23 protein-coding genes are annotated in these 21,169 nt (G+C 32.3%); 10 read left to right on the top strand and 13 right to left on the bottom strand.

The genetic code is table 11. The annotated features are described in order from the left end of the window. Positions 1-45: 45 nt before the first annotated feature. Positions 46-1,020 carry a biotin synthase BioB gene (bioB, locus tag MODO_RS14050; RefSeq protein WP_006259406.1) on the bottom strand — a complete coding sequence of 325 codons (975 nt, stop codon included), beginning with the start codon at positions 1,018-1,020 and terminating at the stop codon, positions 46-48. 314 nt (positions 1,021-1,334) lie between these two features. Between bioB and MODO_RS14045 the strand changes: the two genes are divergently transcribed. Together MODO_RS14045 and MODO_RS14040 are read left to right on the top strand one after the other, a co-directional pair. Beyond that, a complete protein-coding gene (locus tag MODO_RS14045) occupies positions 1,335-3,416 on the top strand; it encodes an LTA synthase family protein (protein WP_006259407.1) in 2,082 nt (693 codons plus the stop codon). A gap of 391 nt (positions 3,417-3,807) precedes the next feature. Continuing rightward, entirely contained in the window at positions 3,808-4,380 is a 573-nt protein-coding gene (locus tag MODO_RS14040; RefSeq protein WP_006259408.1) for a Crp/Fnr family transcriptional regulator, read from the top strand. Between the two features lie 43 nt (positions 4,381-4,423). On the opposite strand, the gene MODO_RS14035 is transcribed toward MODO_RS14040, so the two are convergent. The 10 genes from MODO_RS14035 to MODO_RS13990 form a co-directional block, all read right to left on the bottom strand. Next, the gene (locus MODO_RS14035; RefSeq protein WP_006259409.1) at positions 4,424-5,944 is read right to left on the bottom strand and encodes a PH domain-containing protein; all 1,521 of its coding nucleotides are present in this window, start codon (positions 5,942-5,944) and stop codon (positions 4,424-4,426) included. Beyond that, positions 5,937-6,533 carry a PH domain-containing protein gene (locus tag MODO_RS14030; protein ID WP_006259410.1) on the bottom strand — a complete coding sequence of 199 codons (597 nt, stop codon included), beginning with the start codon at positions 6,531-6,533 and terminating at the stop codon, positions 5,937-5,939. Before MODO_RS14030 ends, MODO_RS14035 begins: the two co-directional genes overlap by 8 nt. A 145-nt stretch (positions 6,534-6,678) precedes the next feature. After that, complete coding sequence (locus MODO_RS14025; protein WP_006259411.1) at positions 6,679-7,401, bottom strand: DUF4397 domain-containing protein; 723 nt, start codon at positions 7,399-7,401, stop codon at positions 6,679-6,681. A gap of 106 nt (positions 7,402-7,507) precedes the next feature. Continuing rightward, a complete protein-coding gene (locus tag MODO_RS14020; RefSeq protein WP_006259412.1) occupies positions 7,508-8,032 on the bottom strand; it encodes a hypothetical protein in 525 nt (174 codons plus the stop codon). A 319-nt stretch (positions 8,033-8,351) separates the two neighbouring features. Beyond that, a complete protein-coding gene (locus MODO_RS14015) occupies positions 8,352-8,783 on the bottom strand; it encodes a carboxymuconolactone decarboxylase family protein (RefSeq protein WP_006259413.1) in 432 nt (143 codons plus the stop codon). A 69-nt stretch (positions 8,784-8,852) separates the two neighbouring features. After that, the gene (locus tag MODO_RS14010) at positions 8,853-9,428 is read right to left on the bottom strand and encodes a Crp/Fnr family transcriptional regulator (RefSeq protein ID WP_006259414.1); all 576 of its coding nucleotides are present in this window, start codon (positions 9,426-9,428) and stop codon (positions 8,853-8,855) included. A 27-nt stretch (positions 9,429-9,455) separates the two neighbouring features. Then, positions 9,456-10,400: an alpha/beta hydrolase gene (locus MODO_RS14005; protein WP_006259415.1), complete on the bottom strand. Its 945-nt coding sequence runs from the start codon at positions 10,398-10,400 to the stop codon at positions 9,456-9,458. 65 nt (positions 10,401-10,465) lie between these two features. After that, positions 10,466-11,035, bottom strand: a complete 570-nt coding sequence (locus MODO_RS14000) for a Crp/Fnr family transcriptional regulator (protein ID WP_006259416.1) — start codon at positions 11,033-11,035, stop codon at positions 10,466-10,468. Further along, positions 11,035-11,655, bottom strand: coding sequence for an alpha-ketoglutarate-dependent dioxygenase AlkB family protein (locus tag MODO_RS13995; protein ID WP_006259417.1), 621 nt, complete (start codon positions 11,653-11,655; stop codon positions 11,035-11,037). Before MODO_RS13995 ends, MODO_RS14000 begins: the two co-directional genes overlap by 1 nt. A 146-nt stretch (positions 11,656-11,801) precedes the next feature. After that, a complete protein-coding gene (locus tag MODO_RS13990) occupies positions 11,802-12,191 on the bottom strand; it encodes a group III truncated hemoglobin (protein ID WP_006259418.1) in 390 nt (129 codons plus the stop codon). A 58-nt stretch (positions 12,192-12,249) separates the two neighbouring features. On the opposite strand from MODO_RS13990, the gene MODO_RS13985 reads away from it, so the two are divergent. The 5 genes from MODO_RS13985 to MODO_RS13965 all read left to right on the top strand — a co-directional run bounded on the left by MODO_RS13985 (position 12,250) and on the right by MODO_RS13965 (position 16,591). Continuing rightward, positions 12,250-12,999 (top strand): Rossmann-like and DUF2520 domain-containing protein, encoded by a 750-nt coding sequence (locus MODO_RS13985; protein ID WP_006259419.1) that lies wholly within the window; start codon positions 12,250-12,252, stop codon positions 12,997-12,999. After that, positions 12,999-13,526, top strand: a complete 528-nt coding sequence (locus MODO_RS13980) for a KdsC family phosphatase (RefSeq protein ID WP_006259420.1) — start codon at positions 12,999-13,001, stop codon at positions 13,524-13,526. The genes MODO_RS13985 and MODO_RS13980 overlap by 1 nt, the downstream gene beginning before the upstream one ends. Positions 13,527-13,534: 8 nt before the next feature. Then, complete coding sequence (locus MODO_RS13975) at positions 13,535-14,122, top strand: Maf family nucleotide pyrophosphatase (RefSeq protein ID WP_006259421.1); 588 nt, start codon at positions 13,535-13,537, stop codon at positions 14,120-14,122. 2 nt (positions 14,123-14,124) lie between these two features. After that, on the top strand, positions 14,125-14,649 hold the full coding sequence (locus tag MODO_RS13970; RefSeq protein ID WP_006259422.1) for a mechanosensitive ion channel domain-containing protein: 525 nt from the start codon (positions 14,125-14,127) through the stop codon (positions 14,647-14,649). 253 nt (positions 14,650-14,902) lie between these two features. Then, complete coding sequence (locus tag MODO_RS13965) at positions 14,903-16,591, top strand: SLC5/6 family protein (protein WP_006259423.1); 1,689 nt, start codon at positions 14,903-14,905, stop codon at positions 16,589-16,591. Positions 16,592-17,066: 475 nt separating this feature from the next. On the opposite strand, the gene MODO_RS13960 is transcribed toward MODO_RS13965, so the two are convergent. Further along, positions 17,067-17,675 (bottom strand): trimeric intracellular cation channel family protein, encoded by a 609-nt coding sequence (locus tag MODO_RS13960; RefSeq protein ID WP_006259425.1) that lies wholly within the window; start codon positions 17,673-17,675, stop codon positions 17,067-17,069. Between the two features lie 22 nt (positions 17,676-17,697). Next, the gene (locus MODO_RS13955) at positions 17,698-18,435 is read right to left on the bottom strand and encodes an RDD family protein (RefSeq protein WP_006259426.1); all 738 of its coding nucleotides are present in this window, start codon (positions 18,433-18,435) and stop codon (positions 17,698-17,700) included. 17 nt (positions 18,436-18,452) lie between these two features. Here MODO_RS13955 and MODO_RS13950 point away from each other — a divergent pair, with 17 nt between their 5' ends. Genes MODO_RS13950 through MODO_RS13940 form a run of 3 tightly spaced genes read left to right on the top strand, consistent with a single transcriptional unit; the run spans position 18,453 to position 21,169 of the window. Next, positions 18,453-19,418, top strand: a complete 966-nt coding sequence (locus MODO_RS13950) for a stage II sporulation protein M (protein ID WP_006259427.1) — start codon at positions 18,453-18,455, stop codon at positions 19,416-19,418. 3 nt (positions 19,419-19,421) lie between these two features. Further along, positions 19,422-20,342 carry a hypothetical protein gene (locus MODO_RS13945; RefSeq protein WP_006259428.1) on the top strand — a complete coding sequence of 307 codons (921 nt, stop codon included), beginning with the start codon at positions 19,422-19,424 and terminating at the stop codon, positions 20,340-20,342. After that, positions 20,342-21,169 (top strand): DUF4129 domain-containing protein, encoded by an 828-nt coding sequence (locus tag MODO_RS13940; protein WP_006259429.1) that lies wholly within the window; start codon positions 20,342-20,344, stop codon positions 21,167-21,169. The genes MODO_RS13945 and MODO_RS13940 overlap by 1 nt, the downstream gene beginning before the upstream one ends.

Below are 21,169 nucleotides of genomic sequence, written 5' to 3'. Positions count from 1 at the left end.
ACATTGATTAAGACTCTCAGTACATATTATAAATAAAAATATCTTTTATACTTCTACTTCTTTTTTAGATAGCATTGGTTTCAACCCTAAGTTATTCAATAATCTTTGGTCTGATGATAGACTAGGATTAGGAGTCACTAATAATGTTTCGTTATCTCCTGAAAACATTGAGTTAGCTCCAGCCATAAAACACATTGCCTGTTCATAATCAGACATTTCTATACGCCCAGCACTTAACCTCACCATAGTAGTAGGCATCACAATACGAGCTGTAGCAATCATTCTGATCATATCCCAAGTTTCTACTTTAGGCATTTCTTCCATAGGTGTCCCTTTTACACGTACTAAAGCATTAATAGGTACAGATTCTGGATGTGTATCCATAGTAGCTAAGGTATGCAACATAGATATTCTATCTACATCATTTTCTCCTAAACCAATTATACCTCCTGAACATACTGTTATACCTGCCTTGCGCACATTATCAATAGTATTAATACGATTAGAAAATGTACGAGTAGAGATAACCTTGTCATAGTGATCTTCTGAGGTGTCTAAATTGTGATTATAAGCATATAAGCCAGCCTCTTGTAATCTTTTAGCTTGTTCCTCTGTTAACATTCCTAAAGTACAACAGACTTCTAATCCCATTTCATTTACACCTTTAACCATATCAAGTACTTTATCGAAGTCTTTGTTATCTCTTACCTCTCTCCATGCAGCTGCCATACAAAATCGAGAAGACCCTGCTTCCTTTGCTTTTTTAGCAGTGCCTAATACAGTCTCTAAAGGCAGTAGTCGCTGTACCTTTATATCTGTATGATATCTAGCTGCCTGTCCACAGTAAGAACAATCCTCTACACACCCTCCTGTTTTAATAGACAATAAAGTACTTACTTGTACTTCCTCTGGATTGTGATATTGACGATGTACTAAAGAAGCTTGATGAATTAATTCTAATAAAGGAGTATCATATATTGATTGAATCTCAGCTTTAGTCCAGTTGTGTCTAATTTCCATTTTCTCTTTGTTTATTTATGATAGATATTTCAAAAATAAAAGGAAAGAAAAAAGAAAGAATAGTCCACTTTTAGATTTAGACCTATTCCACTTCTAATTTTATACCAACCACTCTATACTCGTTATATTTCATATATAACACCACCATAATTATATTAAATCTAATTAAAGCAAAGCATTAATACATTAAATAAAAAATAAATACACATTCAATTAATTATTACCAAAATAATAACATTAAAAACACAATAAAATATATTACTTTATTGTTATAGAAAAAACAATAAACAGATTACACAAAAAACTCAATCACTATGTCAAACAATCCATCATTCTTTATTCCGTATAAATACTTACTTTGTTTTTACTTATTACTGAATTTTGTACTCCGCATTGTATTAATTAATCACCCTATAACCACTTCTACTTTTACCTCAGGAGAAGTATTATCTGTATTTGGGCTAGGTTTTATCCGTGATATTCTCATATTCAGTATAGGATATTTTATATTTTGGCTCTACTTTATTTTCTTTTCAAATCAGAAGTATAATAAACCCTATGGATATATCATATTCGCTATCCTATTAGGTTTATGGGGATGGGTTACCTTTGGCAAAACTATTATATCAGAATATGGTGGTGTACTTCCTGAGATAGCTATTACCTTCTTATCTATAAAAACAGTGTTATTCGGCATCTGTCTTTTCTTACCTCAACATAGAACAACCGTTCGAAAAATAAGTTATGCTCTTACATTATTTATCTTCGTATTAATCCTTGTGCAAAACACAGTGAGTGAATTCTTTTTTTGGAATGAGTTTGGTGTTAGATATAACTTTATCGCAGTTGATTATCTCGTATATACTAATGAAGTCATTGGTAATATTATGGAGTCTTATCCAGTGGTTCCATTATTTAGCATCATCGCTTTAATCACATTATTAACTACATATTACATTTTCAAAAAAACAGAGTATGTTATAGAACATCTTGCTCCATTGAAAAATAAGGTTATACTTAGTATTGTTTATTTACTTGTATTTGGAATTTCTTTATCTGCTATTACTAAGGTAATGACTCCTCTAAATACAGATAATATATTCGCTGAAGAATTAGAAAGTAATGGGGTTTTTAAATTCTATCAAGCTTTTAATAACAGTGTCATTGATTATTTTAAGTTCTACAATACGCTACCTGATGATGAACTAGCTAAAAATATTAAACAATTCTACCCTCAATATAATGGAGCTTCTTCACTTCTTAGAAATATCGATAATGATAGTACAACTACCAAAAAAAATGTAGTCCTCATAAGCATAGAGAGCCTTAGTGCAGACTTTATGGAGTTTTATGGCAATACAAATAAACTTACTCCTTTCTTAGATAGTCTAGCGATGAAAAGCTTATTCTTTACCTCTACATATGCTACTGGTAACAGAACTGTACGTGGACTAGAAGCTATAACGCTGTCTATACCACCTTCTCCTGGTGAAAGCGTTGTAAAGCGTAAAGACAATAAAGATAAATTTACAACAGGAAGTATATTTGCTAAAAATGGATACACTGTTAAGTATCTATATGGAGGAGACGCATATTTCGATAATATGCAAGACTTCTTCGAAGGCAATAATTATAGCATTGTAGATAAGTCTAATTTTAAGCCTGATCAGATTACCTTTCAGAATGTATGGGGAGTAGCAGATGGAGATATGGCTAAGAAAGCCATAGAAGTAATGAATGAAGAATATCAACAAGGCAACCCTTTCTTTAATCATATCATGACTGTAAGTAACCATAGACCTTTCACTTATCCTGATGGAGTATTAGATACCTCTGACCTTACTAGTGCTAGAGATAAAGGAGTTAGATATACTGACTATGCAATCAAAGAATTTTTTGCATTAGCTAAAGAACAACCATGGTATGATAATACCATCTTTGTGATCTTAGCTGACCACTGTGCTTCTAGTGCGGGTAAGACACAGCTACCTCTAGATAAATATAGAATACCTGCTATGATATATGCTCCTAAAGGGCTTATCCCACAACAATTTGATCAAATGATCTCACAGATAGATGTCATGCCTACCTTATTAGGTATACTTAACTTTAAATATGACTCTAAATTTTTTGGAACTAATGTTTTACAAGCAGATTATAAACCAAGAGCCTTTATAGCTACTTATCAAGATTTAGGTTATATCCGAGACAACACATTAACCATCCTTAGTCCTAATCAAAAGGTAAGACAATATGGATTCAATACTCAGACTGTTAATAATCTAGTAACTCCTCTTACTCCAATAGATGATGTACAATCTAAGTATGTAGATGAAGCTATTTCATTTTATCAATTTACAGCTAAACAGCTAGAATCAAAGAGTTATAATAAATAAAAAAGCAGGGAGAGTAGTGCACACTACTCTCCCTGCTTTTTTAAACACACGTAACACAATTATTTATATGAATGCTGTCTACAACAAATAAACAACACAAAATTGTTCTAAAATAATTCAATTCTACATTTACATAAGAAAACGGGAAAACACCACTTACCTTGCTCTCCCGTTTTAATTTTAAAAAACACTTATCACTTTGTAATATATAATTGAAAAAAACTTATCAAATTTAATTAATGAAAACACTAGCACAGCATTCTTCTTAATCTTAGTATAAAACTCCTTAATTCATTTAAATTAATAAGTATTAATACTTAATTTTGATACTGCAAAAATCACTATTATTGTATAACTCACATAGGACATTTGTCCTTAATGCTATAAAAAAATGTTAAGAATAAATATTGACTTTCTATCATACATTGAATCATTGGCACAGACTGATGTTTTTAATGACAAAATTTTATTGCAACCTTATAAGCCTAAAGAAGTTCTACTACATCAGGGTGATCCTGTTACTAAGGTTATTGTTATTAAAGAAGGGATTACTAAATGCTATATCACAGAAGAAAATGGTAAGGAATATATCCCTGAGTTCTTAAGTACAGGAGAGATAATGGGAGAGATAGAGTTTATTGGTAAAAAAAACTGTCTATGCTCAGTAGAAGCTATAACACCCGTAAGTGCTTATATCATTCCTCTATCCGTATTTGAACATTTATTAAAAACAGATATAACCTTTAATAACACCCTACTAGAAGTAGAAGCATTAAGAGTGTTTCATACTAGCGAAAGAGCATCTTTTCAACAACTTTATACAGTAGAACACGCACTAGAAAAACTGTTAGAGCTACAAGAGAAAGAACAAGTACATATCTCTAAAGAAGATATGGCTTCTTATCTAGGTATCACTACACGTACCTTAAACCGTGCTTTAAAAAAAGTACAAGAAGAGGAATAAAAAACGAGGGAATAGTATGTATTCCCTCGTTTTTTTATACTTATTACATCCAGTGTAATGCTGATGATTCTACCTGATAAAGCCATTTATCTCTTAACTTCACTAACTCACTATACTGAGTAGTACTAAAGGATACTATTCCACCTGCGGTATATATCTTTAAACTACCTACATCTGCAGACTGTTGCCACCATAACTGTGACACCACTATCTTCTGTATCTTATGCGGTTCTAAATAGATATGAGAGATATCCCATATTCCTCTTCTTATCACGATGAAGTCTTCATTTACTTGAAGTAATCCTACTTTATAAAGTCTATAAAGAGCTAATAACATTATCACACTATAGCTCATTGCCATTCCTATAAACGTAACAGAACTAAAGTTTGCTCTAAAGAACAAGGTTAAAAACACTAAAGGAACAACTATGAATAAGAATACTCTAAATCCTAAGTATCGATAATTATATTTTAGAACAGTAGTGTACCCCTTGTTATCTTCTTTAGCCATTATTATTTTAAACAGATCCTTTCTCTCTTGAGTAGAACAGCCAGGTATCTGTAATCCTGATTTCTTATTATTCTCCTTATCCCCTGCTACTTGGCTTATTTTCAAACTACAGATATCAAATAACTTCTGAAAATAATTCTGCTCTATCTCTATTTTTTGTACTCGATTAGGTCTAATGATTGTATTTCGTGTAGATAGTAATCCATGAGACAACAACAATGTCTTATTCGAAAATGTCACTTTAAAATCCCAAAATCGCAACAAAGTACGGATCACATTCACTACTAATACCGTAATCACTAAAAAAACAACTAAGTATAGAAAAGCGACCAAAGGCAGCCCTCCTTCTATATAATTTGTCACCTCTTCTTTATCAATATACTCTTCTATAGAAATACTTCTCACTATAGAATCATACACCATATTAAAGAATACAAGTATTAACCCCAATGTGTATAGATAATTAGACGTTATACCTACTTTTAGAAGAGTCGTTATACTGATTCGTTTTGAATCTTCTTGCTCTTCTATAATGTTTTGTTCTCCATCTACTAAGTCTATTGAGGTATCTTGTATTACGTGTTCATTCTTATAGTTCAGTAGTATTTGTTTTAATGCATTAGCATCTGATAAAGCCATAGAAGGGATGGTAGCTTCTTTATCTTTACTACCTGCAGAGTCTATTTCTACAGAGTACACATTGATTATTTTGTTGATAAAACTCTGATTAAGATTCACCTGTTGTATTTTCTCTAGTTGAATAGTAACTTTAGATTTATTAATAATCCCTTTTTGAATTATAAAAGAATTAGTTTCTTCATCAATGTAAAACAGAAAGTTACGATAACTTAAATAAGCTATTCCCAAACTTAAGATACTTCCTAAGATCACTACTCCCCAAATACTAATAGGTAAATCTATACGCTTATTCACTAAAAATAAGACTATAAGAGGAACAAAAGCTCTTACTATCTTCTGTAAAGCATTCAGAAAATTAGCAATGATTCCTATTGTAGCTTGTCTAGTAGGCTGATAAAAACTATTCTTATTCATGAACAGATTCGTGTGAGTGTTCTACAATATCTAGATTAGTCCTTAAAGCCTGTTGAGGAGACTTCGTTATCTTCTGTATAACATACGCTTTTAGTTGCTCTCCCTCCTCTTTAGATATCCCTGTTATCTTCAGATCACCTAATGCTCCTCCTGCAGTAAAAAACTCCACAGTACATAAATTAAATACACGTAGTAATGCTCCTTCATATACTCCTACATGCTGCACTCTATTAAAAGGAATAACAGTCTGAGATCTATTAATAATACCTGTTTTATAAATAATATCTAGCTCACGTAGCGCATAGCCTTTCATTGCTACTCCCTTCATAGAGATAATACAGATAAGAATAATCAATATAACTCCTAATCCCATAAGTGAGTATAACAATGCTTCATTCAACAAAGGTTCACTCGTCAAATACTGAAAAATATAAGGTGTAAAAGCAATTAGTAAGATAATAATAGAAATTATTATTAACCTTATCCCGACTACTGTTCGATACCTAGAATCTAAGTTTTTAAACATTACTTGCCCTACTTGAGGTAATGCATCGATATCGATTTGTTTATTTTCAAACATACTATTCATACTCTTGTCCTTCTGTGTAAACAGACATTAATTCTACTAGTAAATATATCATTTAAAAAGAGATACTACTGTATGCAATCCATAAAAAAAGTCCTTTAAAAGTAATACACCGTTAAAGGACTTCTTATTATAAGTTACTACATTCTTACTTTACAACTTGATTTACAACACCTATATAGTAAGGCTTTTTCGCATTATCTTTTGCACCAATTAAGATAATAGAATAAAACTGTGAAGGTTTAAACACAACATCTTTTCTAGTTGCGAGTACCTTACCATCCTTATCTTTGATTGTTAGTGCATAACTATTAGCATCTAATGCATTAAATTCCTGTGTTTTCACAGCAGTTGTCTCATTGTCTTGAACTCTATTTTCAAACTCCTTTACTACTGTCTTATCATTAAACTGAACAGTAGCTACTACATTATCCGAGCTCAAATTAAAGAAACGAACTCCTGACTGCTTAACTTCATTTAAAGGGGTTGCTTTCTTAACATTATCCTCTGTTATAAAGTGGATTACCTTCGATTCGTTCCCTCCTATAAAAGAAGTATAAAACTGCCCACTAGTTATCTTCTTCGTAGTTGTAGTAATTGGCTTGACCTTATTACCTCCATAGATGTCTATTAATCTATTTCCTTGCCATAGATTCACATAACCTACACTCTGATAAAACAGAGGATAATATGGACTCTGAATAGGGCGACCATCTGCAACATAAATAAGTGCATCTTCACTCTCATAGGCATTTACCATAGTAAAACCACCTGCATGTTCTGACAAATCAATATAATCGTCATCACTGCTACAACTAAACACTGCAAAACTTAGAAGCAATACTGTCAATAAACTTAAAACTCTTTTCATAATAGATCTTTTTAAATTAGTTTCTCATCATCTTTAATTACTTATAACGACATGCAATAATCATGCAAGTCTATGTATGAACTACCATTAAAATTTTCTAATACTCTTATTCACTTAGTTTTCTATTCGCATACAATAATAAAGACTCTACATAGTCTCCATCAAAGTCAATCTTATAAATTTTAGACACCTTAAATTCCTCTATCTCCTCAAACCATTCACCTGAAGCAGATAACTCTTCGAATGCAAAATACTCACTATCATCACTATCCATATACTTCCCTACATAGACACAATCCTCTTCCTTAAATTCTAATCCAAAAGCACCATATTTATTCCCAATAGCTTTTAAAGTATCAAAAATATTGTCTTTTAACTGAATAGGGCTACTATAAAAGTCAACATGTTTTGCTTTCAGTACTTCTTCAATAAAAGCAATATTTTCTCCACGCTCTATAGTAGATATTTTATCCACAGCTATCAACTCATACCCATCTATAATATAATCGACCGAATTACACTTCGTTAATAACCACTTATCATTATAAGCTAATACTATACCTAGTATTAATTCTTTCTTTCTACCTTTTAAGCGAATGCCTACTAATTTATTCAAGTAATCTTTTATCATAGTAATAGATATTAATGAATTAGGTAATACGTAATGAGAGAATTTTGCGCTCTCTACTCCCTATTCTCAATAGGTCTTTACTAAAATTATGAATATTTCGACAATTATTCACAAATAATCCCTCTTTTTTAACCACAAAACAGAAGTGAATCAACATTCTATTAATCAAATAGATATACTTAAATGAGTAAATCAATATTACTTTTTTTGATATTTATTTTTTCTATTCCCCTCTAAAAGAAAGCATATTTGACTAAAAACAAATACTTCTGTATAATAAAAAAGCAGGATATACTATCCCGCTTCTATTCTATAATTACTATTTTGCTTTAAGATGAGTAGCTACACCTATTCTATTCCATGCGTTTATAGTAACCATGCACATAATAAGTTGCGCTAAATACACTTCACCAAATAACTCTTCTGCTTGCGCATATAATGTATCACTAATTCCTCCTTGATGAATAAATGTAACCGCTTCAGTCATCTCCAGAATCACACGTTCTTCTTCTGTAAACAGCTCTGTTTCTTGCCACCCTGCTAACACTAATAATCTTCTAACAGATTCTCCATGCTTTAAAGCGTCTTGTGTATGAATATCTAAACAGTACCCACATCCATTTAACTGAGATGCCCTAATCTTTATTAGCTCTTTATGTATTGGTGTTAATTCTGATTCGTTTAAGTATTTTTCTAATAATAACATTCCTTCATACGCCTTAGGCTGTACACCATAAATTGTCTTTCTCATAATCGTAACTTTATTGTTTTTAATTTCAACAAATCTAAAGCTATGATTAATCAATAAACTTAAACAGGTTTAAGAAAATCTCTTCTTCTTTATCTCACTTAAATACTCTGGGCTAAACCCTAAATAAGAAGCCATTAAATACTGAGGAATACGTTGTATAAACTCTGGAAATCTCTCTTCGAAGTGGAAGTACAACTCTTCTCTACTAAACTCGTACAAATACTTCACTCTATATTGAGCAGCAGCATATGCACGTTGAAAAACTTGTCTATAGTACTTCTCCATAATTGGGTGTTTCTCTACTAGTAAAACAAATTGTTCTCTAGTAATCACGATTACTTCTGACTTCTCTACTGCTTGAATATAAAAGTTACTATTCGTATGCTGTTCAAAAGCCATATTATCCGTTAACCACCAATTCTCTATGGCAAAATCCGTAGTCTGTTCTATACCATTATTCTTCATATAATAACTTCTCAAGCACCCTACTTCCACAAAGAATAACTTATCACAAAGCATATCTGCTTCTAAAAGAATCTCTTTCTTTTTGACCTTGATCAGCTCAAAATAAGATAAAATAGAATCTGCTTCAGGTACTGATAAAGTCCCTACGAATTTTTCGATATGTTGTATAAGTTTGTTCATTGAATATAAGTTATAAAACAAAGATACTTACTTCAAGTGTAATTGTTTATAATACGTTATCTTATACTTTGTAAAATCATCTGTTAGTTTACACTCAAAGAAATCAAAAGTATGCACAGCACCTTTTACTTCTAAGACTGTGACTTTTCCTCCATTGCTCTCTACAGAAGTCACATACTCTTTTGCTTCATCTATTAGAGGATCATATTCTGCTAGTACCATTGTCATAGACGGTAGTGATTGGTAGTTCTGCATCTTATTAGGCACTGCATATTCCCTCCACTTATTCTTATCCCCTGACAAATAATGTTTCCACATATAAGTTGCACTTTTCTTAGATTGCATAGGTGCATAAGCATAAGTGTCCATAGAAGGAGTATTCAGCTCATCTGATGTAGGAGGATATAGAATAAAAGCATTGCTTATTGGGATATTATGATGATCTCTATTTAAGTGTAAGAGTGATAACGCTATTGTTCCTCCTGCACTACTTCCCATCACACTGATATTCTGTTTATTTCCTCCTATTGCTTCTATATTGCTATAACACCATTCTAGAGCACTTACACTATCTTCTAAAGCTGCTGGAAAAGGATGTTCTGGAGCTAATCTATAGTCAACAGAAACTATGATAACCTGAGCCTCTCTCATTAGATCTCGCAACTGAAAATCATACTGCTCTGGACTTCCAAAAATAAAAGCTCCTCCATGTAAGAACAAGACTACAGGCAAGGGTTTCTCTATTTCTCTTGGCTTATATATTCTTATTTTAAGAGAAGTATTATATGCTGTAGAAATTACTTGATTATATACACTGATATCATGAGGTATAGTTATAGCTCCCTCCCCTAGCATTAACCGTTCCTCTTCTATGCGTATTTGTTGAGGATTATACTCTAAAAGAGAGTCATAGGGTATCTGAGTCCAAGCGCTTAACGAAAGTGCTATTAATAGTTCTTTATCTATATTCATATCTTAAATGATTACTGTAAAGAACAAAAGTCTTGTCTTTTTACCACATCCTAGAGGACATAGGTCTATAAATTCACTTCCTTGCGTATTCTACTCAAATGCCTTGGGGTAATATTTAAAAATGAAGCTAAGTATATACCAGGTATCTGCTGTATATAGTGAGGATAGTTCTGAAGTAACTTCAGGTACCTATCTTTAGCATCTAGACGTTGGATATCGAAGAGTTTTTCTTCTAATTCCATAAACTGCTCTTCTAATAACTGTTTAAAGAAGTTTGTCCATACTATGCTATCTACACATAGTTTATCTACATCTGCTTTATAGAGGACATATAATTCTGTTTTGCCTATAGACTGTATATTCTCCTTAGATGGTTGTCCTGATATAAAGGAAGTCATCGCTGTCATCATACTTTCGTCGAAGGTGATACAGTATGTACGCTCTTCTCCACTTTCTAATAGAAAATAAGAACGCAAAACCCCCTTTTTTATCCACACTATCTTATCAGCTACCTCTCCTTCGCAGATTAGCATTTCTTTATTTTCTAATACCTGCTCTTGTACTAATAGTGATAATGACTTCCACAAGTCTTGTTCTATCACATTAGACAGTGTACTAAATGACTTCTTTCTCATCAGACAGACTCTTTTATTTCGATGGTTCTAAAGGTAAGATTAATACGTGGAGTATGAACCACTTTTGTAGGAGGTAATCTATGTAGCCAATTTTCTTGTGTAGTCCCTTTCATGACTAATAGACTTCCATTGTCTAAGATAATATCAATCTTAACTCCATTCTCTTTGTGTTTGAAAGCAAATTTACGAACTGCACCAAAGCTCAGAGAAGCTATAGCTCCATGTTTTTTTAAATCCTTCTCTCCATCGCTATGCCACGCCATTCCCTCTTCTCCTGTGTGATATAAATTTAAAAGACATGAATTATAAGTCTCCCCTGTCCTCTCTTCTACTATTTTCTTTAATGCTAATAACTCTTCCGTCCAGAGCAATGCTGTCTTTGTAATATTCGAATAAGTATAACTAAATGGAATGTCGCCATACCAAGCCACCTTTCGCTTAGTAGTTACTTTCTTCCCAAAGATAATAGCTTGATCACATTGCCAATCTACATGAGTCAAAAGTTGATCATAATAGTAGTCACACTGCTCTTTATTAAATACTATCCCATAATAATCAACTTCTCCATCATAAGGAAGAATGTTTGTAAACTCTTGACTATAATCACTAAACAAATCCATAAGCACTGATTTAATGCTACAAGTTTATAGATTATCTAACACAGAATAAAAAAAGTAATGCGATAAATTAAAGCAATATGATACTAACAAAAAAACGGAGTTACTATTTAAAGCAACCCCGTTTTATGATAACACTATATTCTTCTTTACTCCAATGGCTTCATCCCTGCTTCTCTAAAGTACTCTATTTTACTTAAGAACATCGCAGCCATACGCTCTGCTCGCCACTTCGCTTCATCAGCTATTTTTCCTTCATATAGTTCATCCACCGTACCATTAAAGATTCTCTTCCATTCTTCAAAATGCTCGCCTTCTACAGGTAGCTGTGCATGAGGAGGAAAAGGTTTTCCTCTATATGTATACTCTTCTAATAGAATAGTTTGCCAGAAGGCGTACATTTTCTCTAAATGCTCAGGCCATCTCCCCTCTAGTTTACTATTAAAAATAGGACCGATAAACTCATTCTCCTGTACTCTTCCATAAAAGGTATCTACTAATACCTTAATATCTTCTATGTTTTCTATATCTTTTCTCATTACAAATTATTATTTTTACACACTATCTGTTTACAAACAAATACTAAACTTCACTGCTATGATTTCAATATCCATTTTAGGTTCTGGTAAAGTTGCTCGACACTTGATACTAAACTTTTTAGAACACGACAATATTTGTTTACAACAAGTGTATGCACGAACTCCTAACAAAGTTAAGGACTTAGTCTCTCAGAATCAAATTATTTCAGATATCAATGAGCTAAAACCTGCAGATATTTTTATCATTGCAGTTAGTGATGATGCTATAGAAGAAGTATCCTCTATCATCCCTTTAAAAGATGCCTTTGTGGTTCATACTTCTGGGACAATGCCGATGAACTCTATTGCTACCACAAGTAGAAAAGGAGTCTTCTATATGCTACAGACTTTCTCTATCGATAAGGAGGTTGATTTCAGCCTTATCCCTTATTGTATCGAAGCTAGTAACAAACAAGATTTTGAACTTTTAGAAAAGTTAGCTTTATCTTTTTCTGAAAGAGTGTATAAAATCTCTACTGACCAGAGACAGTCTATACACCTAGCAGCAGTATTTGTAAACAACTTCACCAATCATCTTTTTAAACTAGGTGAAGATATTTGTAAAGAGAATATGGTGCCCTTTGACATTCTAAAGCCTCTAATTCTAGAGACTGCTACTAAGGTCCAGACTTTATCTCCTAGAGAAGCCCAGACAGGACCTGCTGCACGTAATGATCAAGGAACTATAGACCGTCATCTAGAAGCGCTAAATGACCCAATAAAAAAAGAAATATATCAACTTATAACTAATTCAATACAAAATAACTAATGTCTAAACATTTTAAAGAAATAATGAATGACATCACTACATTCATATTTGATGTAGATGGTGTATTAACAGATGGTACTGTACACGTAACGCAAGAAGGAAATTTACTAAGAGATATGTACATTAGAGATGGATATGCGATGAAAGCCGCTATCGAAAACGGATACAATGTATGTATTATCTCAGGAGGTAGTAATGAAGGTGTACGTACTAGATTTGCTAATCTTGGAGTGAAAGACATCTACTTAGGAGTACCTGATAAAGTAAAAGTATTTAAAGAGTATATAGCAGCTAATAACATCAATCCTGATACTGTATTATACATGGGAGATGATATACCTGACTATCATATCATGCAAGAAGTAGCACTACCTACTGCTCCACAGGACGCTGCACCAGAAATAAAAAGAATCTCTAAGTATATCTCTCATCTTAACGGTGGTAGAGGGGCTGTGAGAGATGTGATCGAACAAGTCATGAAAACACAACAAAAGTGGTTTCAACACTTTAACGCTAAATTTGACTAATAAAAACTATGCTTAATAAGCTATTTAAGGATTATAATATCGTACTAGGATCTAATTCTCCTAGACGTAAACAATATTTAACAGACTTAGGATTCACCTTTACAGTCCGAGCTTCGGATATAGATGAGTCTTATCCTGAAGAACTAGTAAGAGAACAAATCACTGACTATATCGCTAAAGCAAAGGCTGATGCTATAGAAATACTACACGATAACGAAATCATCATCACCAGTGATACTACAGTATGGAATAATGATACCTCACTAGGCAAACCTGAAAGTAGAGATGAAGCCTATACCATGCTGAAGAGCTTATGTGGTCATGAGCATGAAGTAATCAGTTCTGTATGTTTAAAGAGCAAGGAGAGCGTAAGTGTATTCCACTGTATTACTAAAGTGAGTTTCTCTGACCTATCTGATGAAGCCCTTTATTTCTATATAGACCAATACAAACCTTATGATAAGGCTGGGGCTTATGGTATACAAGAATGGATAGGATTAGTAGGCATAGATAAAATAGATGGTTCTTATACTAATATAGTAGGCTTACCTACTAAAGAGCTTGTTGAAGAATTACTAAAATTCATTAAAAAATAAATATGCTAAAAGAATATTACACAGAGATCATAGCGACTGTAATTACATTAGTTCTATATATTCCTTGTAGAAAGTTAATAGGATATATCATCCGATCATTCTCTACTAAAGAACAGCGTAAAGATAGCCGAGTACTACTGATCATCAGATTATTTAATACACTTCTATCTGTTATTTTTCTAATTCTCATACTAACGATTTGGGGAGTTCAGCCGGAGAATTTCATGGTTACACTTACGTCTGTATTTACAGTAATAGGTGTAGCGATGTTCGCTCAGTGGTCTTTATTAAGTAATATCACTGCCGGAATCTTATTATTCTTCTCATTTCCATTTAGAATAGGAGATACCATCAGATTACAAGACAAAGATTTTCCTATAGAAGCTAAGATCATTGATATCAAGGCATTCTGTACTATATTACTCACTACAGAGAATGAGAAAATCTCTTATCCAAACAGTTTATTATTACAAAAGGGAATCGTTATAGTCAATAAAAAAGAGGATATAGACAATCCTACAATATAATAGTGGCACAAATTTTGTATTTACCATTTCGGTTTAAATAGTCAAATGGTAGTAGAAGAAAGGCTAGTTAACCTATTTATAGGTTTTACTAGTCTTTTTTTTATAAAGTCAAAACTAATCAATAAAACTACTTCAGAACACAAACACTTATCTATACTGTACTCTTTATAGAAGATCATAGATTCTATTCTAGCTATATAAAGAACAGTACCACGAGATCATTTGCAGTTTATACCTCCTTAATTTCGTTGAAATGAATGCAATTGATTGGAGTATTTTTATACTAATTTTATTTATTGTTATCACCATTAAGCACTTTAAACTTAATAAAGCAGATAACAACTCTATTTACGAAAAGTCAACACTACACTATGGTTTCAAGATTATAGCGGTACAATCTTTTATATACACTTTTATCTCTCTTCCAGGACAAGCTTATTCACAAGGAATGACATTCCTACAGCTGTATCTAGGTATTCCCTTAGCCGTATTTATCGTTATATTCTTAATTATCCCAAAATACAAAAAACACAATACTAAAAGCGCATTTGAGTACATCAAGACGAAGTCTAATAAAAGAGTCTACTACTTAACCAGCATTATTTATCTAATCCTAAGATTACTTGTTCTTACTATTACATTCTATGCTACGGCTATGATACTCTCTATTTTATTAAAAATAGATTTCAAAATCTTACTCTTAATCATAAGTGCAATTTTTATCGTTCTAAACATTCTTTTTAAAAACAAAACCAATTTATTCCCTAGACGAAACCAGTTATTATACGCCATTATAATAACGACTATCATCTTTCTGACCATATTATATAAACTACCAGAAGGTATGTATCTAGAAGATACATTAAGCTTCACCGCCTCTTTTGATAAACTTACCGTGATCGATAGCGATCTTGCTTTAAAAGATAATTTTGACTTGCTTAAATGTTTAGTAAATGGTACTATACTATTCGTCGCCCTATTATCTATAGATACAAAGATTCTACAGATATATAGACAGAGTAAATACTCTGATAAGACTAAGGATGGATTGATTATCAATGGGCTATTCAATGTCCCATTTCATTTCTTTATTCTATTGACAGGGTGTGTGTTATTTACATTTTATCAGTTTAACGATGCCCCGCTACACTACAACCCTCATAATGTACACACAGTATATCAATCTGAATATGCAGAACAATACGACCATATCAAACAAGAGTATCAAAAAATATTGAACTTAAAGAAAGAAGCTAGCTTCTTATACAGTGGGCAAATCTATCAGAACTACAGTAATCAAATACTAAAAGATCAAATACTAAGCTTAACAGAAAATGCAAATAAACTTCAACTAGAAGCAAAAAAATTAATTAAAAAGGCGAATCATAATGTAGAAGTGAATGATTCTGACTTTATACTTCTTCACTTTATCAACTTTCATGTACCCACAGGGATAGCAGGTGTTATCATGGCTTTATTTTTTATCTGTTTACTTTCGATAGGATTTCACGAAATAAATTGGCTATCAAAAAAAACAAAAAAACTGTTATCTCAGACCAAGTCAAGTGCTCTGCCTCATCCAGACAGCAAAAGATATCATGATATCATTACTCTTATTATTATTATCCTTGCTCTGATTATAGTATATAATATTCCCGTATTTTTAAATCTTATCCAAATACTATGGGCGTACTCTTCTCTGTTTTCAGGAACTCTACTTGGTATTTTACTAGTGACCATGTACTTTAAAAACAATAATAAAGCTTTGTTTTACACCATTTTACTAACTCAAATCACTATTATTACCCTATACATCACTACTCCTATTCATTATCTATGGTATAACACTATTGGGCTAGCTACTATCCTTATACTAGTACCTATCTCTAACCTAATTAGTAAACTATTTTCTAATCATAATAGATCTAATATTTTATCTTAGTATTAGATTAACCACACTTAGTTTCTAACGCATATCATCCAAAGATTCGGATTAGCACTCTATTGCACTGAAGCACGTATGATGCTCTAGTCTCATTTTGTATAAAAGCTATATGATAATGCTATAGGTCTATATTGTGTCCGTTATTTTACTTGATTTAACGGACTCACTACAGACTCATAACGGACTCACTACGGACTCAAATCAAGTGAGACAAGAATAAGAATGCTCTCAGAGTACAATAAATTACTTACTTACCTGGCTTTAAAAAATGTACTGATGTATGAGTAGCTATATTATTACCAATGCATTGTTATCTCCTTAGCTCTTTGTAATATAGGTTCTTCTACTCTTTCACTTTTATAACCACCTATTATTTAACAATATAATCAATAAAAAAAAGTATATACTACATCATGATATGTACTATACACTTTATATTCTTTCTTTAGTTATTTATTCTAAGAAAGCAAGCTTACACATTCGCAAATGGCAAACTCCACTTATACTTCACAGCTAATACTCTAATCAGAATAATAATACCTGCTGTACCTACGTATAAGATATCCTTACTCAGCTCAAAATAATTTAGTAAATAATAAACCAAACCTCCAAGGATACATGCTGTGGCATAGATCTCTTGTTTAAAAATAAGTGGAATCTTATTCGCTAAAATATCGCGAATAACCCCTCCAAAACAAGCAGTAATCGTACCTAAGGTAACACAGATAATCGGGTGTAAGCCTACTGTCATCCCTTTTTCTATACCGATTAGTGTGAACACAGCGATACCTATGGTATCAAATAGGAAAAGAGAATAACGCAAGAAGTTAAACTTCTTATAGAACACAATAGCCATAGCTACCCCTAATAAGGTTACATAAAAATAACTAAGATTAGTAAGCCACATCACAGGTGTCCATCCGATCATCATATCTCTGATAGTCCCTCCTCCAATAGCTGTCGCGAATGCTAAAATAGTCATCCCAAACAGATCTAACCTTCTTTCACGCCCTGCTAATGCTCCCGAAATTGCAAAAGCTAATGTTCCGAGCAAATCTAAAATATCGAAAAAATTAAACATTAAATAGTATAAAAATAATGCGCTAAACCTTAGCTGTTAAATAATTGTAGTCTTTTAATACCGTTTCTATAAACTCCTGATCAGAGAGTGTCTTCAGCTCACCTATACCTAGTACGCTCTTAAGTTTAACGACTAGCTTCTGTAATAACTCGTGATCTCTATTTGCTTTAAAAGTAGTTAAAGCTTCTTTTATAATATAAACATCTTTATCTGTCAAACTTAACACCTGCGCAAATAATGGGGTGTACTCCTCCTCTACTTCCTGAAAAATAGTGGATGACAAAAGTAATCTTTCTTTAACAGATATCACTGCTGTACCTGCTAAAATATCACCTAATCGCTGACTCTTATCTGTACATATAATTGTAATCAAACCAACTGCTGCTGAACCTATCCAAAAATCTACTAATCTCATTACCCAACGGCTAGCATAGTCTACCACAGAAGCTTCATAGCCATCTATCTTAATTACCTTAATCCTCATAATCTTCTTACCAGGAGTAGCTCCCTGCATAATCGTCTCAAAAAATAGAGTATAAAACAAAGCAGGAGAAGCGATGAGAATCATAACCGCAATTTTAGACCAATCATCTATAAAAGCATTAACTATTCTTAGTTGACTTACAATATAAAAAATCAGAATCAAATACAATCCCTTAAAAATAAGATCTAAAATAGAAGCAATCATTCTTTCACCAATAGATGCAGTTTTAAATTCTATTTTGATATTTTGTGTTGTATTTATTGTTAAATTAGCCATAAATTATCTGCTTTTAAATGAGAGAAGTCGCTTTTATCAAATATAATAAAGAAAAATGGATTGAATATGAACATACAATATATTCTAACTCAATTCATAAACCTGATTACTTAGCCGATATGTACATTCAGTTAATGAATGACTTATCCTATGCACAAACTTATTATCCCAAGAGTAAAGTTACACAATATCTCAATATTTTAGCAGCGCAAACTTATCAAAAAATTTACAAAACAAAACGTATTGAGGAAAATAGACTTGTTTATTTCTTTAAAACAGAAGTACCTCTAGTTGTGCATGAAAATCGTAATTATCTTTACTTTTCTGTACTAACCTTTCTGATTATTGTAGGTATTGGTTTTGTTTCTGCTCATTATGATTTAGAGTTTATTCGTTTAATATTAGGAGATCATTATGTTAATCTAACGTTAGATAATATACAGAATGATGACGCGATGGGTATCTATAAATCTGGTAGTAACTGGGGAAGCTTTGTAGGTATAGCGTTTAACAATCTATATGTATCTCTACAATTTTTTATATACGGAATCTTCGCTGGGTTAGGCACACTATTCTATCTACTCTATAATGGCATTATGCTAGGTGCGTTTCAATATATGTTTATTAGAGAAAATGCTTTTATGGATAGCTTTAGAGGGATATGGTTACATGGAGCTATAGAGATCACAGGGATTATCATTGAGGCATTTGCAGGCTTTGTATTTGGAGGAAGTCTTCTATTTCCTAAAACCTTCTCGAGAAAGAATTCCTTTATTCGAGGATTTAAGAATGGATTTAAAATATTCTTAGCGATGGTACCATTCGTTATCACAGCTGCTTTTATAGAGGGCTTTATAACACGCTATGCTAAAGAGATGCCTGATGTACTAAACTATATTATTATACTAGGTACATTCTCTATCATTATTTATTACTTCTTCATCTATCCGAGAAGAGTATATTCAAAACTTATTAAATTATAATCTATGTTTGTTGTTTTTAAAAAAAGAGATTTTAGTGACTTAATGAATGATACAATTTCATTCTTTCAAAAAGAAGGAAAACCATTCTTCAAAAATTACTTTACCCTATGTGGTATCCTATTACTAGTCTTATTTGTATGTACTTACTTTTTATTTGATATGGTATTTTCTGGGTCTAGCTCTGCAAATAACTCATCATTAGATACATTTATAGACAATAATGTTGGTCTTTTCTTCTTAGTAGTCTTAGTAGCGGCGGTTGTTACTATTCTTATAAGTATTATCGCTATGTCATATCCTGTATACTATCTAAAGGCGATGGTAGAACACCCTAAGGATTATCAAGATATAAAGCATATTACTAATCCTCTAAAAAAGGATATTTGGAGATTACTTGGCTTCGCACTTGCTTCTTTTTTCACTATATTTCCCTTAATTATAATTGCTTTCTCTATCGCGGCTGTTTTAATATTTTTATTAATAGGGATTCCCCTTTTACTGATTATGATGCCTGCTATTGCTTCATGGATAAACTTAGCTTATTATGAATATGTGACCAATAGAAGTGGAATCTTTGAATCATATCAAACAGCTTACTATATGCTGAAAAGTAAATTCTGGATTATCGTAGGGAACACTTTCTTAGTATATCTAGTAATACAAATCGTTACTACTATGGTAAATATTATCCCTCAAATCATGTTCTATGGAGGTACAATATTCAGTGAAAAAAGTTCTTATGATCTAGAAGACACACAAGGTTTTAAACTAATGTTCATCGGTATCGTTATCTTAAGTACACTAGTATCTTTCGTAATGAATAATATTATGTTGATTAATCAAGGATTAGTTTACTACAGCATCAGAGAACAAAAAGAAAATACACAGTCTCATGCAGACATTGATATGATTGGAAAAAACTAATGAAGAGATTCTTATTTATACTATTATTTTTATCATTTGCTACTCCTCATTTTGGGCAGGTAGAGCAGGATACTATTGTATCTGATGTAGAATCTTCACAAGATGAAGAAGACATCTCTGCGACTGCTCATGAAGCTGGAGTTATCAAGGCTAAGCCTGTCAATGTACTTCCATACTTAGAGGAGACGAGTACAGATATAGTACTTACTAAATTTGAGACAGATTATAAAAAGAAATACAAGAAAGATCCTGACTTCGATTATAAAGAAGAACTTAACAAAGACTCTATCTGGAAGCGCTTTAAGCGATGGTTAAATCAGCAATTAACTGACTTCTTTAGACAATTTGATATTGACTATGAAACAAGTAGCCGTTTACAAGTTTTTTATAGAATAGCAGGAACACTAGTTATCTTTCTTTTAATTTATTATATCGTAAGAGCTGTTATTCAGAAAGATGCCTATTGGCTATTCAAGAAGAGCGCTAAAAAGATGGAGATACAGGTCGATGAAATTGAGTTAAACCTTAAAGTTGTGGACTTCCCTTCTCTAATAAGCAAGACCATTGCGGAACAACAATACCGTCTAAGTATTCGTTACTACTACCTATGGCTTCTACAGAGATTACAAGAAAAAGAGGAGATCGAATGGCATATCGAAAAAACGAACTCTGACTATCAAAACGAAATAAAAGATAGCAAACTAAAAGAGGATTTTAGGTATCTTTCTTATCTATATAACAATATATGGTATGGAGAATTTGAAATAGAAGAATCTGAGTTTAACCGTGCAAAACAGTCATTTGACACTATACTAAAACAAAGCTAA

It is taken from the genome of Myroides odoratimimus, from assembly GCF_001485415.1.
Taxonomy (GTDB): domain Bacteria; phylum Bacteroidota; class Bacteroidia; order Flavobacteriales; family Flavobacteriaceae; genus Flavobacterium; species Flavobacterium odoratimimum.
This window is presented reverse-complemented; position numbering and strand designations above follow the sequence as displayed.